Genomic DNA, 15,106 nt, shown 5'->3' on the forward strand with positions numbered 1-15,106 from the left:
TCGCACTTGTGCAGTACACACAGCACAGGTCTGCAAAAACAATACGATAAATATGTAGCATGAAGGGTACACTGTTCTTTGGATTAGTGTGTGACATCCAAAGTAGTTTGTTTTAATCAGTTAACCAACAGTGATTTAGTTATCGGTATTTAGTTTTTTGTGGAATAATTAAGTACCCGATAGTGATTAATCCTTTAAAGAATATTTCATTTTCTGAAACCTTTAAAACATAAGATAGGAGGTGTTTTGAATTAATTACGTGAAAAGTAATAATCCGAAAAATAATATTTTTTCAATATAAAATATTATTCAACACCGATGTTGAAATCACCGTTCATGACAAGTCTGGCATCAATAGGCGTTTCACTTCCAGGAATAAGCAAACCTTTAATTTTCGCTGTTTTTCCTTTGCTCAACAGATCAAAAACATGCTTGTCGGTTAATTTTTTACTCATTAGTTCAAAGGGAATTTTAAAACCGCAAGCCTGGAAATTGCTGCATCCATAGGCTGTTTTTCCTTTTTTTAACAAGTGTTGCTTACATTTCGGACAAGTCAGCGTTTCAATTGAAATATCTTCTTTTGACTCTTTCGGTTTGGGTTCGCGTTTAACTTTTTCTTCTTTTTCAACCACCACAGGAACATCCTGGGCAATACTGATCATACCGCCACGGTTAGATAAAACTTCCTTCGTAAGATCCACCACCATCTGGATCAGTTCCTGTTTGAAAGTTTCCATCGAATATTCGCCTTTTTCTATCAAACGCAGTTTTCTTTCCCAGTTTCCCGTCAGTTCTGCGCTTTTCAAAAGCTCATTTTGAATGGTATCAATCAGATCAATGCCGGTTTGTGTCGCGAAAAGATTTTTCTTTTTCTTTTCAATATACTTTCTTTTGAAAAGCGTTTCAATAATGTTGGCACGTGTGGATGGGCGGCCAATTCCGTTGTCTTTCAATATCTCACGCATTTCCTCATCTTCCACCTGTTTTCCGGCAGTTTCCATGGCACGCAGCAAAGTCGCTTCGGTAAACGCTTTTGGCGGAGAAGTTTTTCCATGGTGTATACGCGGTTCATGCGGACCACTTTCACCGACAATAAAATCAGGCATAATCCTTTCTTCATCGGCGGCTTCTTTTCTGGCTGAGGCGTCATTGGCATATACTTCCCGCCAGCCCGGTTCGAGAATTTGTTTACCGGTTGCCTTAAATTCTACCTGCCCGACTTTCCCCAACACGGTGGTATTGGCCACTTTACATTCAGGATAAAAGACAGCAATAAACCTTCTGGCGATCAAATCATAAATCCGCTTTTCGTCCTGACTGATATTATTTGGGAATACGCCGGTTGGGATAATGGCATGGTGATCCGTTACCTTTTTATCATCAAAAACGGTTTTTGATTTAGGGATCGGTTTTTCCAAAAGTACCGCCGTCAGGTTTGCATAAGGTTTTAAATCCTGCAAAATCCCTGCGACTTTTGGGTGCAGATCTTCGGAAAGATAGGTGGTATCAACTCTTGGGTAGGTGACGAATTTTTTCTCGTAAAGATTCTGGATAAATTTTAAAGTATCCTCAGCCGAGTAACCGTATTTTTTGTTTCCCTCAACTTGTAAGGAAGTCAAGTCAAATAAGCGCGGATTTCCTTCTTTTCCCTCTTTTCTTTCAAAAGATGTAATTTCAAAAGGATGCTCGCCAAGATAAATCAGTCCTTTTTCTGCCTTTTCAAATTTTTTGATCCGGTCAATGGTTGCGGTAAATTCCGTTTCGCGGTATATTGTTTTTAACTCCCAATATTCCTCAGGCACAAATGCATTGATCTCTTTTTGACGCTGAACAATTACTGCCAAAGTCGGTGTTTGAACTCTTCCAATTGACAAAACGACTTTCCCCTGACCAAATTTTTTTGTAAAAAGCCGGGTTGCATTCATGCCAAGCAGCCAGTCGCCAATGGCTCTTGCGCTTCCGGCAGCATATAAATTGTTATATTGATCGCTTTCTTTCAGTTTTTCAAAACCTTCCCGGATCGCCTGTTCTGTTAGTGAAGAAATCCACAGGCGTTTTACGGGCACAGCGCATTTGGCTTTCAGCAAAACCCAGCGCTGGATCAACTCACCTTCCTGGCCAGCATCACCGCAGTTAATCACTTCCTCACAATTTTTGACCAGATACTCAATCACCCCAAACTGTTTAAGCGCGCCGGGATTGTCGATCAGTTTAATACCAAAACTGGAAGGAATCATAGGAAGATCTTCCAGACGCCATGATTTCCAGCGTTCGTGGTAGTCGTGCGGTTCTTTTAAGGTACAAAAATGTCCGAACGTCCAGGTTACCTGGTAGCCGTTGCCTTCCCAATAACCATCTTTTCGCTGCTTCGCTCCGAGTACTTCGGCAATATCTTTCGCTACACTTGGCTTTTCAGCAATGCAAACTTTCATAGGATGAGGTCAGATTTCCTTATTGAAAAACCGGTAATCTGCGGAATTCTGATTTTTGTCGTTGATAAATTTCTGGATATAAAGGTCGGGATTTTTTGGGAAATATTATTGATTAGATAACGACGGGAGCCTTGCAATCCTGGTAATTGATTTAATAACAATACCTTAACCATAACAAAATCTAAGGGAAATAATAGTTCGCGATTTTTGGACAACCAATCCGGAATGGTATGCAGCGCAGAAGTTTATTGAAAAACATAGGTTTACTGGCAGGAGGATTTTCTTTGCCTGTATTGTCAAAAGGAGAATCGCTTGTTACTACTTCACCAAAGCGCGCATTACGCGTTGCACACCTTACCGATATTCACATTCAGCCGCATATTCTGGCGGCGCATGGTTTAGCTAAATGTTTGCACCAGCTTCAAGATCTGGAAATAAAACCGGATCTGATTTTTAACGGGGGCGATGTTGTGATGGGTTCGCGTCATGTAACACGGGATAAATCGGATAAGGAATGGGCACTTTATCAAAAAGTAATTCAGGATGAAAATTCGTTACCGGTTTTCAGTTGCGTAGGAAATCATGATATCTGGTCAAAAGATCATTCTGTTGCTGCTTTTGAAGGTGGAAAAAGCAGGGCTATGGATCAGCTACAACTTGGAAAATCGTATTATAGTTTCGACCAGAATGGCTGGCATTTTATTGTTTTGGATAGTGTTCAGCTAAAACCGGATGGTTCTCCTTATACGGCTATGCTGGGTGAGGAACAAATGGACTGGCTCGAAAAAGATTTGAAAAAAACTGCTGATAAAACTCCAATTCTGGTTCTTTCCCATATTCCAATACTGTCGGCCTGTGTTTTTTTAGATGGGGAAAATGTAAAAGAAGGGAGCTGGCACGTACCAGGAAGCTGGATGCATACCGATTGTGCTGCTTTGGTTAAATTATTTCATAAACATAAAAATATCAAACTGGCTATCAGCGGACATATCCATTTACTGGATCAGGTTGTATATAATGGCGTAACCTATTGCTGCAACGGAGCGGTTTGCGGAGATTACTGGTTTGGAAAAACACAGGAAACCAGGGCTGGTTATGCAGTGATCGATCTGTTTTCAGACGGATCTTTTACAAATACCTATCATACCTATCGTTGGAGTTGATTGAAATTAATACCGATTTCAATAATGCGACCAGCACAAAAAAATCCCGGCCTTTGGGAGCCGGGATTTTAAATATATCTAAACAGGATTACAATAAAACACCAAGTGCTTCTTTTGAAAAACCTACCAGTTCCTGATTTCTGTCTTCTTTGATTTTTTCAACCCAGTGCGGATCAGCCAAAAGAGGGCGGCCAACACCTACAAGATCAAAATCGCCTCTGTCGAAGCGGCGAAGCAATTCATCCAGCGAACTTGGTTGAGAACTTTCACCGGCAAAAGCAGCCAAAAATTCACCATTCAGTCCCACTGAACCCACAGTAATTGTAGCTTTTCCTGTAATTTTTTTCGCCCAGCCAGCGAAGTTAAGATCCGAGCTTTCAAACTCAGGTTCCCAGAAACGGCGTTGTGAACAATGGAAAATATCTACGCCTGCTTCTGAAAGGGGAAGCAGCCAGGATTCCATTTCTTCCGGTGTTTTTGCCAGTTTGTAATCGTAATGTGTCGGTTTCCATTGCGAAAGGCGCAGGATGATTGTAAAATCTTCTCCCACTTGTTTTCTCACTTCCTTAACCACTTCCACGCCAAAACGGTTACGTTCTGCCAAAGTCTTTCCGCCATATTGATCGGTTCTTGTGTTGGTAGCGTCCCAGAAAAACTGGTCGATCAGATAACCATGAGCGCCGTGAATTTCTACGCAGTCAAAACCAAGTCTTTTTGCATCAGCCGCCGCGCGACCGTAAGCCAGAATGCTTTCGGTAATATCCGCCTCGGTCATGGCCCGTCCATTTTTTAGGTTCGGATTGTTATATTCCGAAGGTCCTTCAAAAGGAACCGAAGGCGTCCAGCCGGAATGATGGTTTGGCATTACACCCATGTGCCAGATTTGCGGGCCCATGCTGCCACCTTCTGCATGTACACTATCAATGACTGATTTCCAGCCTGCCAAAGATTCTTCACCATAAAAATGAGGAATATTTGCATCGTTGGAAGAGGAGGGGCGGTCAATTACGGTTCCCTCAGACAAGATCAGACCAACCTGTCCAGCTGCTCTTCTTTGATAATAGGAAGCCACATCAGCAGTAGGTATACCGTTTGGCGAAAAGGAACGCGTCATTGGAGCCATCACAATGCGGTTTTTGATGTTTAAAGACTTCAAGCTAAATGGCTTGAAAAGTTGTTCTGCACTCATATTTTTTCGATTTTCTTGAAATAAATTATATTTCGGATCCGATTAATTTGCTCAAAGCAGCAAAAGCTTCTTCATTTCTTTTGTAAAAAGTCCATTGTCCCACCCGGGTGGCTTCTATCAAACCAGCGCGTTTTAATATGGTTAAGTATTCGGAAATCGTTGATTGTGTCAATCCCGACTTTTCCTGAATAATGCCCACACAAACACCCGCATCGTTCCGATGCTCAGCCTGAAAATGCAGTTCAGGGTTTTTAAGCCAGTTAAGGATTTCCAGTCTGGACTTGTTTGAAAGTGCTTTGAATATTTCTACCTGATCCATAGTGCAAAGGTATATCGGAAAATCCCGATATCCCAATAAGTTAATCAATATTTATTAAAGTATTTCGATTTATAGATTGTTGATAAATCCAGTTCTTGTTTTCGAACGTTTTGAAATGAGTGCATTTCAATGCTAATCAGATAAAAAAGGGTGCTTGAAAATTATTTTTAAAATTTTTTAAAAATAATTTTAATTTTTTTCATCCATAAATTCTTTTGACAATTGATTCCATAGAATATTCTGATTTACAGGTCAAAGGTGCAATGATCAGTGGTTATTGTAAGCAACGAAATTGAAGCTGTAACTATTAAAACAGAATGCAGAAGAAAATGCTACAAACATTTCATCTAGACAAGCTCATTTCTGGTTAAAATTATTGGATAAGTGCAATTATTAATTTCTCTAATACTTTTCATTTTAACGATGATTTAATGTGTGTGACAGAATTTAATTTTGTTATAATATGCTATGAACGTATTGTTTCAGAATATTGTATTATATTTGTGCATGATTTAAGAGACACAAAAGAAAAACAACTTTAAACAATACAACAATGAAAAATACAAAAAATATCTTGGCTGCTGCAATGATTGCAATAACCATCACAACTTATGCTAATGCAACTTCAAATATCGTAGTTAACGAAGATAAAGCAACTGTTACAGCAATTGGTAAAGCTTTACCAGAATCTGTTCCTACTTTGGAAACTCCTGCTCCACAAAAAGCAACAGTTACTAAAAATGAGAACTACACTGCACCGCAAAAAGCAAATATTGTTGAGCTTAAATTGAAAAGCGATTCAAAAAAGTAATTGTGAGTACGGCCTTCGGAGGGAAGGCTGATAATTTTAGTTGGGAGAAAAAGGAGGATATGTAAGTCTTCCTTTTTTTTGGTTTAAAGGGTACTTCGGCAGTCGGATTTCGGCTTTCAGATGATTAATGGTAGCGTTTTTGAGGTAGGCTACCCAGATTTACAACGAAATGGATTTTTAAATTTTCAGTTTCAAAACGGTATAACACGTTATTGTTAATGCTTTTATAAGCTGACCGACAAAAGACTGAATTATGATCCGATATTTTCTTCCATTCTCCTTTTTGTTTTTTTCTGCATTCATTATTGCTCCCGAAGCAAAACAGAAAAATCTTTTCAATGGTAAAAATTTTGACGGATGGGAAGGCGATACGGTTAAAACCTGGCGTATAGAAAACGGGACGATCGTTGGCGGATCTTTAACAGAAACGGTTCCCCACAACTTTTTTCTTTGTACAAAAAAGACTTACGCCGATTTTGATCTCAAAGTAAAATTTAAACTTTCAGGTTCCGAAGGGTTCATTAATACGGGTGTGCAGTTCAGAAGCAAACGTGCTGAAAAGCCGGATTATGAAATGGTTGGATATCAGGCCGATCTGGGTGAAGGATACTGGGCGAGTTTATATGATGAATCGCGCAGGAATAAAACGCTGATCGCTCCGGATTCCGTGCTGATAAAAAAAATACTGAAACGTGGCGAGTGGAACGAGTATGAAGTGAAATGTGAAAACCGCCGCATCCGGATTTTGTTAAACGGCACGCAAACCGTAGATTATACCGAAACAGATCAATCCATTCCACAAAGCGGACTTATTGGTTTGCAAATCCATGGCGGCGGAAAAGCGCAGGTTGCCTATAAAGATCTGTTTATTCAGGAATTATAATTCACTGTTATTTCGCTTTTCCAAATTTTAATTCAACCCTTGTCATCTGCGGATAGTTGTAAGCCGTACTCTGCGTTTTCATACTAAAAGAATCTTTAAAAACGTCCTTTGGATCAATTGTCCATTCTCCGCCTTTTGCCGCGTTAGTATCGGCAGAAAATACGGTGATATTTGTATCATTCGTTTTCCACTTCAAAGTCATCGGTTTTGTTTCTCCTTTGAAATAACCTGTAAAAGTACCGTCTTTAGTAAACTTCACATTTTCCATATACCGCTCAAAACTCGGTCCGCCAAATTGCTGAACAAGTTTCCCATCTTTAAAAACGGGCGCATCATTTGCATCGATTTCTTTGATAATCCACTTTTCACCACCAACCAATATTTCGGAAGCTTCTTTTGAGTCACCAGCTGCATTGTTACAGCCAATGTTTATGACAAAAAGGGAGAAAAAAGAAAGGGCCGCAAATATTTTCCTGGTAAGCATATAAAAATTGGTTTTGGATAATCGGTTGCACATAGATAAAATAAAAATTCCGAAATACTTGGTATAGCGAGGCTTATTTAATCCAAACAACGATTTTTCTATAAGCCGGATCTTTTTTTTCTGGTATTGAGGATACTATTTCAAGCCGTTTTGCTGATATTTTTAGCTAACAATTTCTTAATATTTCCTGCTCTTTTTTAACATTTGGCACATGTTCAAACATGTACATTTGCACCGTGTTAAACATGGTTACAAATTGATTATTCCTCAAATTAATCTGGCAGTGAAAAAGTAAAATCCTCCTTTCGTTAGCAAGACACCATTCAATAAAGCCATGTCCGGTAAACCCGGGCACTACTCACCTAAATCTGAAATAATAATTTTTGTCCCGCAAAATGTGGGCCGGAAAAGTATTGCCTAACATTTTATTAAAACGTTTTATGAAAAAAACCTTACACAAATTTACATCTCAGCTCAAATGGTGGATCGGTGCTTTGGCGCTTTTATCTTCATTTTCAGCATTTGCCCAGTCGTCTCAGATAAAAGGCAGTGTTCAGGATGAAAAAGGACAACCGCTTATCGGTGTTTCCATTATCCTGAAAGAATCAGCCAACGCAGAAACGCGTGGTACTACTTCCGACATCGACGGAAATTTTATTTTTAACAATCTTCACGAAGGAACTACTTACGATCTGACATTTAGTTATATCGGTTATGAAAAACAAGTTGTAAATGGCTTTCAGATACGTCCGGCCGCTGACAACAAACTGGATGTAAAACTTGCGCCATCTTCTGCAAATCTGGAAGAGGTTGTGGTAACAGCTTTGGGTGTCAAAAAAGAAGTGAAACGTATAGGTTATGCGGTGCAGGAAGTGAAAGGGGAAGATCTGGTAAAAGCCAGAGATTCAAACCCGATCACAGGTCTGACGGGTAAAGTAGCGGGGCTTTCTGTTGCCATGAACCCGGAATTACTTGGTTCACCATCTTTATTATTAAGAGGAAATCAGATTTCTCTTTATGTGGTTGATGGTGTGCCGATCAGCTCGGATACATGGAATATCAGTCCTGATGATATTGAAACTTACACAGTTTTGAAAGGACCTGCCGCTGCTGCGTTATATGGTAGCCGCGCGCAGTACGGTGCGATTTTAATCACCACAAAAAAGGCTGGAAAAAAGAGAGGATTTACAGTTGAATTTAATTCAACCAATTCAGTTGATAAAGGTTTTATTGCCGTTCCGCATACGCAGCACGAATATGGTGGTGGTATGTATGGGCAATATGCTTTTGCTGATGGTTTTGGAGGTGGTTTGCAAGATGCTCAGTATCAGCTTTGGGGGCCGAAGTTCAGAGGGCAGTTGATACCGCAGTATGACGGAGCTTACACGCCTGACCAGACTTACACAACCACTTTTGGAGATTTGACTTACAAAGGCCATATCAAACCGGAGCCTTATGTAAACCGTGGATATGTGGATGGAAAAAGTAATCTTGACCGTTTCCTGCGCGCCGGATTTCAAACAACGAACAATATCAACTTATCTGCTTCGGGAGACAAATACGCACTGCGTTTTTCTTTGTCACATTCCAATCAGAAAGGAATTGTACCTAATACCGGCGTTCGTGTATTGAATTTTAATACAACGGCTTCTTATCAGTTAAGCAAACGATTGACGTTTAATGCGAATGTCAATTTTAACAAAACATATTCTGACAATGTACCGGATGTGACATATGGGCCAAACAGTTTGATCTACAACTTATCGGTTTGGACAGGTGATGAATGGAACGTGGATGCGCCGGATATCCGTGGAAAATGGCAGCCAGGCCAGAAAAACGTAAAGATCGTTTTCCCGGAACACGTACATTATAACAACCCGTGGATGATGGTGGAAGACTGGAAACGTGGTCATGACAAAACGGATATTAACGGATATATGTCGCTGAACTATAAGCTCGACGAACATTTGAACGTTACCGGCCGTTCACAGATCACGACTTATTCTTTGTTCCGTTCTGAAAAAATGCCATGGGGAGCTTTCACATATTCCCGCACTTTGGGACAAGGTGATTACCGTGAAGACAGACGTAATATGTTTGAAAATAATACCGATGTTCAGGTCAATTACAATTATAACATCGGCCATCTGATCAATCTTTCAGGTTTGGTAGGAGGTAGTCTTCGTAACTTTAATTACAACTCCAACTTTACGTCGACGGATTATCTGGTTATTCCAAATGTCTACAACTTCAACAATAGTCTGAACCAGTTGATGACGAACAATTTCAATTCAAAAATGCGTGTAATCAGTTCTTACGCTTCTTTGGATGCATCGATTGGAAAATATGCAACGATTTCAGCCACTGGCCGGGTAGACAAGTCGTCTGCTTTGCCAAATGGCAGCAATGTATATTTCTATCCAAGCGTTTCGGGAGCTTCTGTGATCTCGGATTATGTGAAAATTCCTGAAATTATTTCCTTTCTGAAAGTGCGGGGATCGTTTGCAACCGTTCATGGAGATGCAACCGCGACACAGATTGGTGCCACACCTTTTAATGTATATACAACATTGAACGGATCAACAGCCGGAACTTTGACCACTGCATTTTCTCAATATGGTAATAATTATTTGAGCCCATACGGAGGTCCTGATTATTCTTTGCAGGCTGTTTATTCAACCAGCAAACCTTATAATAACGTAACGGCAGCCAATTCTTCGGGAAGTATTTATGACCCGAACATCAAAACTTTCAACAGAAAAACTTTTGAAGAAGGTATTGATATGCGTTTCCTTGCCAACCGTTTGGGATTGAGCGCAACGGTTTTCCAATATATCGACGGACCGAGAATTCTGGCCAACGCCATTTCTCCTTCCACAGGTTATGCTTCCTATTATATCAATGCGCTGAAAACGAAGAAAAATGGTGTTGAAATTTCGTTAAGCGGTACACCGATCAAAAATGAAGATTTCTCCTGGGATGTGATGGCCAACTGGTCTACGTTCAAAGAAGTTTACAGCGAACTGCCTCCCGGACAAAGCAACTACAATACTTTCTTCAAAAAAGGCGACCGCACGGATAAGCTTTATTCAACTGGTTTCGTAAAAGCGCCGGACGGACAAATCGTTTATGATGCTGGTGGAAAACCATTGAAAAACCCTATCAACCAGTTCCTGGGTTACATGAACGCAGATTATACCTGGTCCATTAACAACCGGTTTAAATATAAAAACATGACCATGAGTTTCCAGTTTGACGGAAGCGTTGGTGGGATTATTTCAAACCGTCTGTATTCTCTGACGATGCAGGGTGGTGCCAACATCGCAACAGTTGAAGGTGCTATTGGAAAATCAAGATTGGATGATGATACCAACGCAGGAAAAAGTAATTACAAAGGAACATACGTTGGCGACGGCGTGCAGGTATCCAACGAAGTGGCTATCAAATACGATAACCTTGGAAATATTACCAACTATGCAGATCTGAAATTTGCCAAAAACACGGCGACCAGTACGGTACAAACCTGGGCAACGCAATATTATGGACAAATTCAGGAAGGCATGCTGACGAGCAAAACGTATGCAAAACTTCGTGAAGTAGTAATTGGCTATAACCTGCCAAAAAGCTGGCTGCAAGGCACTTTTATTGATAAAGTTTCTGTGTCTGTATTGGGGCGTAATCTATTGTATTTCTATAAAGACAATAAATACAAAGGTATTGATGTAGAGCAGTTTAACGGGGCAACAGCTGCTTCTGGTCTGCAAACACCAACGACACGCCGCTACGGAGTGAACTTAAACATTGTGTTCTAAAAAAGATTCGAAAATGAAAAGATATATAAAGCAAATAGTAACGCTGGCTTTGCTGGTGTCGCTGGGAACGGGTTGTCAGGAAAGTTTTGATGATCTGTACGTTAATCCAAACAAACCTACGGATGTGCCGGCGTCGCTGTTGTTCAACCAGGTTTTGAACACCATGCTGGAATCGCCGGGCGGACAGCTTGACCGAACCAATCAGTATCAGCTGCAAAACAATTCCTACTTCGGCAATAACCAGTATAATTTTGGAGCAGGAAGCCAGTTATATGGTACGCTGACTAATGTTGTGAATATGGAGAAACAGGCTACAACTTCCGGAGCTGCCGATCTGAATCCATACCATGCCCTGGGCAAGTTTTTCAGAGCTTATTATTTTACCAAAATGAGCCTTGAAACAGGAGATATTCCCATGTCGGAAGCTTTGCAGGGCGCAACGGCTCTGACGCCAAAATATGATGCTCAGAAAACTGTCTTCCAAAACAGTCTGACAATGCTGGAAGAAGCAAATGCTGATCTTACCCAGCTTATTGCAAAAAATGATGTGACTTTAACGGGAGATATGTATTTCTCAAACAGTCTGGCGGCGTGGCAAAAAGTGGTTAATACTTTCCGTCTGCGTCTGCTGATTCATTTGAGCAAAAAGGCAACAACGGATGCGGATATGAACATTCCACAGCAATTTGCCATGATCATCAACGATCCGGTTAAGTATCCGATCATGACAAGCAGCGCAAATGAGTTGAAATATACCTGGCTGAATCCAACCAACCGTTATCCTTTGAACAAAGAAACTTTTGCAAACGGAGCATTGAACAACAGCACTTCAACCTATGTAAGTTTATTAACTGACCGCAAAGACCCACGCGTTTTTGTGACCACGGATCCCGCTCCCGGTCTGGTTACGGCTGGCGGTAGTCCAACCGACTTTTCATCTTTCAAAGGTGGTGATATCGGATTGGATATGGGCGCTTTGGCAAGTCAGAACGGTGGTGGAGTTTTGAGTTATATCAACCGGTACCGTTATTATTCGGGTTATACTGGCGAAACAACAGCGATAATTGGTTTCACAGAAATGTGTTTCAATATTGCAGAAGCAATTAACCGCGGCTGGATCACAAAAGGTCCTCTGGGAGATGCAGAGGCATATTATAATGCGGGTATCAAAGCGTCGATGAGTTTTTATTCTATTCCGGCAAAAGGTACGATGACGGTTTATTCTCTTCCGTTGGGTGTTCCGGTTGCTGGTCCCTACGTATCATCGACTGTTAATGTTGATTACGATGCGTATTATGCGCAGCCAACAGTTAAATATGCAGGGAATAATGAAGCGGGTCTGAAACAGATTTTGGAACAAAAATACATTGCCTTTTATCTGAACAGCGGTTTGGAAGCGTATTTCAACTGGCGCAGAACGGGTGTTCCGGTTTTCAAAACAGGTGTGGGAACAGGTAATAATGGAAAAATCGCTTTGCGTTATAAATACCAGGCTGCCGAGCAATCTGCCAATACGGACAATTATAATGCGGCCATTGCCCAGTATAATAATGTGGATGACGTAAATGGCGTCATGTGGTTACTGAAATAGATTTTTTCCGCAGATCTTGTTATTTGGCAAGATCTGCGGATTTTTAATACAATATGCATATGAAAAACAGAAATTTGTTCCTGGCCGTTTTAACTGTATTTATTTTATCAAAAACAGTGTGGGCTCATCATTTTCCGGCAGATTCCCTGCATCATGGCGTAACGGCCCACCGGGGAAATTCTATCAAATATCCGGAAAATACATTGCAGGCTTTTCAAAGCGGCGTCGATCTTGGCGCAGACTGGGTTGAGCTGGATATTTACAAATCAAAAGACGGGAAAATTGTTGTACTTCATGATCCGACTACGAAAAGGGTAGGAGATATCGACCTGGCAATTGCCAATTCAACCTACGAAGAATTAAAGAAAGTCGACATCGCTACTGACTTCCGTGCCAGAAATGGAAAAACATTAGCTGAATGTCCGCCACAGCATATGCCGCTTCTGGAAGATGCTGTAAAATTGATTATGAAACAAAAACAGACACACTTGTCTATTCAGCCCAAAGCAGATTGTGTGGCAGAAGCAATCGAAATTTTAAGAAAATTAAAAGCTGAAAATATGGTGGGATTTAATGATGGAAGTTTGAAATATATGTCTGATGTCAAAAGAATCGCACCGAAAATCCCGGTTTTCTGGGACCGGCTTCCTACTACCAATGTGGATGAAGATATTAAAATTGCCAAAGAAAAAGGATTTGAAACCCTGGTAATCCATTACAAAGGAATTACAGAAGAAACCGTTCAAAAAGTGAAATCCGCAGGACTTCATATTGGATCCTGGACGGTTAATGATCGTAAAACTATGGAGAAACTCTTAAAAGTTGGCGTCGAGCGCATTTATACGGACGATCCGGCTTTGTTAATTTCAATCAAAAATAATTCAGAGAGATAGGTACAGAGCACCAAAACACTTGCGGTCCACCACGAAGTTCATAGCTAGATGATTTTTGTTATGTTAAAAGGTGCGGAGCACCAAAATACTTGTAGAAGACGGTGATTTCTTATATCTCAAAGGTGCGGAGCACCGCAATATTTCGGCTAACCCACCAATTTTACCAATAATATTATTAAAATCAATCCAAAATGAAACATTTACTATTATCAATTCTTACCGGAACCATACTTTCAACCACCACATTTGCCCAACAAAAAATAGACGTTCAGGCACACCGTGGAGGAATGGGCCTGTATCCTGAAAATACAATTTCGTCTATGCTCAACGCAGTGAAACTTGGTGCAAAAACATTGGAACTGGACTGCGTTATTTCAGCGGATGGCAAAGTCGTGGTTTCTCATGATGCATACATGTCATCTGATTTTATGCTGAAACCGGACGGCTCACAAATTTCTAAAAGTGAAGAAAAAAGTCTGGCACTATACAAAATGCCTTACGACAGTATCAGAAAATTTGACGGAGGCAGCAAACCAAATCCGCGTTTTCCGGAGCAAAAGAAAATGAAAACGTACAAACCATTGCTTTCTGATCTGATTGACAGCGTTGAGGTATATGTTAAGAAAAATAAACTGAAGCCGGTTTATTACAACATGGAGACAAAAATTTCTCCTGCCGGCGATGGGGTTTATAAACCTGCTCCTGACGTTTTTGTTAAACTGGTAATGGATGTGATCAAAAAGAAGAATATTGAAAACCGCACAACAATTCAATCATTTGACCCACGCACTTTGCAGATTTTGCATAAAGAAAATGCAAAAGTAAAACTTGCTTTTTTGTTAATGAATAAAGATAGTTTTGATGATAATATTACCAAACTTGGTTTCAAGCCAGATATTTACAGTCCGTATTACACACTTGTAAATGAGGAGCTGGTTAAAAAGGCGCATGAAAATAAAGTGTTGGTTTTGCCATGGACGGTTGATGAAGAAAAGGATATGACGCAACTGGCAGCTTACGGCGTGGATGGAATTATAACAAATCAGCCCGACCGTATGATAAAACTTTTTGGAAGTTATCAGACTAAGTAGAGAAAATATTCTTTAATCGGCACGATAAATCAGAATATGCCGGTAAGCTTTCAATGCTTGCCGGCTTTTTTTATATTTATCCGGCACAATTTTAATGTTATTAATGAAAATGTTGTTACCAAGTTTTAGAAATCAGTCAATAAATTAATTCCCATGAAAGCAACCTGGAACCACCAAGTCATTGCCGAAAGCGACGAAACAATTGTTGTTGAAAACAATCACTACTTCCCAATCCAATCAGTAAACAAAGGCTACCTTATAGAATCCGCCACCCATACCACCTGCCCTTGGAAAGGTGAGGCATCTTATTACACGCTGGAAGTTGACGGAAGGTCAAATCCGGATGCGGCCTGGTATTATCCTGAGCCGAAAGATGCGGCCCAAAATATTAAAAATTATGTTGCCTTTTGGAAAGGTGTTAAAATAGAAGAATAAATC

12 protein-coding genes are annotated in these 15,106 nt (G+C 40.4%); 8 read left to right on the forward strand and 4 right to left on the reverse strand.

Going from position 1 to position 15,106, the window contains the following annotated elements; all coding sequences use genetic code 11:
• Positions 1–305: 305 nt before the first annotated feature.
• Positions 306–2,432, reverse strand: coding sequence for a type IA DNA topoisomerase (locus LXL81_RS02740; RefSeq protein WP_234645171.1), 2,127 nt, complete (start codon positions 2,430–2,432; stop codon positions 306–308).
• A gap of 230 nt (positions 2,433–2,662) precedes the next feature.
• On the opposite strand from LXL81_RS02740, the gene LXL81_RS02745 reads away from it, so the two are divergent.
• Positions 2,663–3,595 carry a metallophosphoesterase gene (locus LXL81_RS02745; RefSeq protein ID WP_234645172.1) on the forward strand — a complete coding sequence of 311 codons (933 nt, stop codon included), beginning with the start codon at positions 2,663–2,665 and terminating at the stop codon, positions 3,593–3,595.
• A gap of 88 nt (positions 3,596–3,683) precedes the next feature.
• Here the strand turns inward: LXL81_RS02745 and LXL81_RS02750 are convergent, their stop codons facing one another.
• Together LXL81_RS02750 and LXL81_RS02755 are read right to left on the reverse strand one after the other, a co-directional pair.
• On the reverse strand, positions 3,684–4,784 hold the full coding sequence (locus LXL81_RS02750) for an NADH:flavin oxidoreductase (protein ID WP_234645173.1): 1,101 nt from the start codon (positions 4,782–4,784) through the stop codon (positions 3,684–3,686).
• 25 nt (positions 4,785–4,809) lie between these two features.
• Positions 4,810–5,103 (reverse strand): helix-turn-helix transcriptional regulator, encoded by a 294-nt coding sequence (locus LXL81_RS02755; RefSeq protein WP_234645174.1) that lies wholly within the window; start codon positions 5,101–5,103, stop codon positions 4,810–4,812.
• A gap of 553 nt (positions 5,104–5,656) precedes the next feature.
• Here LXL81_RS02755 and LXL81_RS02760 point away from each other — a divergent pair.
• Both LXL81_RS02760 and LXL81_RS02765 read left to right on the forward strand, forming a co-directional pair.
• The gene (locus tag LXL81_RS02760; RefSeq protein WP_234645175.1) at positions 5,657–5,914 is read left to right on the forward strand and encodes a hypothetical protein; all 258 of its coding nucleotides are present in this window, start codon (positions 5,657–5,659) and stop codon (positions 5,912–5,914) included.
• A 253-nt stretch (positions 5,915–6,167) separates the two neighbouring features.
• A complete protein-coding gene (locus tag LXL81_RS02765) occupies positions 6,168–6,797 on the forward strand; it encodes a DUF1080 domain-containing protein (protein WP_234645176.1) in 630 nt (209 codons plus the stop codon).
• Positions 6,798–6,804: 7 nt separating this feature from the next.
• On the opposite strand, the gene LXL81_RS02770 is transcribed toward LXL81_RS02765, so the two are convergent.
• Positions 6,805–7,281 (reverse strand): hypothetical protein, encoded by a 477-nt coding sequence (locus LXL81_RS02770; protein ID WP_234645177.1) that lies wholly within the window; start codon positions 7,279–7,281, stop codon positions 6,805–6,807.
• A gap of 440 nt (positions 7,282–7,721) precedes the next feature.
• On the opposite strand from LXL81_RS02770, the gene LXL81_RS02775 reads away from it, so the two are divergent.
• The 5 genes from LXL81_RS02775 to LXL81_RS02795 all read left to right on the forward strand — a co-directional run bounded on the left by LXL81_RS02775 (position 7,722) and on the right by LXL81_RS02795 (position 15,103).
• Entirely contained in the window at positions 7,722–11,093 is a 3,372-nt protein-coding gene (locus tag LXL81_RS02775) for a SusC/RagA family TonB-linked outer membrane protein (protein ID WP_234645178.1), read from the forward strand.
• A 13-nt stretch (positions 11,094–11,106) separates the two neighbouring features.
• Positions 11,107–12,684, forward strand: coding sequence for a SusD/RagB family nutrient-binding outer membrane lipoprotein (locus LXL81_RS02780; RefSeq protein ID WP_234645179.1), 1,578 nt, complete (start codon positions 11,107–11,109; stop codon positions 12,682–12,684).
• 59 nt (positions 12,685–12,743) lie between these two features.
• On the forward strand, positions 12,744–13,577 hold the full coding sequence (locus tag LXL81_RS02785) for a glycerophosphodiester phosphodiesterase family protein (RefSeq protein ID WP_234645180.1): 834 nt from the start codon (positions 12,744–12,746) through the stop codon (positions 13,575–13,577).
• A gap of 191 nt (positions 13,578–13,768) precedes the next feature.
• Positions 13,769–14,668: a glycerophosphodiester phosphodiesterase family protein gene (locus LXL81_RS02790; RefSeq protein WP_234645181.1), complete on the forward strand. Its 900-nt coding sequence runs from the start codon at positions 13,769–13,771 to the stop codon at positions 14,666–14,668.
• Between the two features lie 153 nt (positions 14,669–14,821).
• On the forward strand, positions 14,822–15,103 hold the full coding sequence (locus LXL81_RS02795; protein WP_234645182.1) for a DUF427 domain-containing protein: 282 nt from the start codon (positions 14,822–14,824) through the stop codon (positions 15,101–15,103).
• The last annotated feature ends 3 nt before the right edge of the window (positions 15,104–15,106 follow it).

The sequence above is a fragment of the Dyadobacter sp. CY356 genome, assembly GCF_021440195.1.
Classification (GTDB): Bacteria; Bacteroidota; Bacteroidia; order Cytophagales; family Spirosomataceae; genus Dyadobacter.

Bases quoted from the DNA above. Each gene is read 5' to 3' on its own strand.
- LXL81_RS02740 (WP_234645171.1), bottom strand. From the start codon at position 2,432: ATGAAAGTTTGCATTGCTGAAAAGCCAAGTGTAGCGAAAGATATTGCC.
- LXL81_RS02750 (WP_234645173.1), bottom strand. From the start codon at position 4,784: ATGAGTGCAGAACAACTTTTCAAGCCATTTAGCTTGAAGTCTTTAAAC.
- LXL81_RS02770 (WP_234645177.1), bottom strand. From the start codon at position 7,281: ATGCTTACCAGGAAAATATTTGCGGCCCTTTCTTTTTTCTCCCTTTTT.
- LXL81_RS02775 (WP_234645178.1), top strand. From the start codon at position 7,722: ATGAAAAAAACCTTACACAAATTTACATCTCAGCTCAAATGGTGGATC.
- LXL81_RS02755 (WP_234645174.1), bottom strand. From the start codon at position 5,103: ATGGATCAGGTAGAAATATTCAAAGCACTTTCAAACAAGTCCAGACTG.
- LXL81_RS02765 (WP_234645176.1), top strand. From the start codon at position 6,168: ATGATCCGATATTTTCTTCCATTCTCCTTTTTGTTTTTTTCTGCATTC.
- LXL81_RS02785 (WP_234645180.1), top strand. From the start codon at position 12,744: ATGAAAAACAGAAATTTGTTCCTGGCCGTTTTAACTGTATTTATTTTA.
- LXL81_RS02790 (WP_234645181.1), top strand. From the start codon at position 13,769: ATGAAACATTTACTATTATCAATTCTTACCGGAACCATACTTTCAACC.
- LXL81_RS02780 (WP_234645179.1), top strand. From the start codon at position 11,107: ATGAAAAGATATATAAAGCAAATAGTAACGCTGGCTTTGCTGGTGTCG.
- LXL81_RS02760 (WP_234645175.1), top strand. From the start codon at position 5,657: ATGAAAAATACAAAAAATATCTTGGCTGCTGCAATGATTGCAATAACC.
- LXL81_RS02795 (WP_234645182.1), top strand. From the start codon at position 14,822: ATGAAAGCAACCTGGAACCACCAAGTCATTGCCGAAAGCGACGAAACA.
- LXL81_RS02745 (WP_234645172.1), top strand. From the start codon at position 2,663: ATGCAGCGCAGAAGTTTATTGAAAAACATAGGTTTACTGGCAGGAGGA.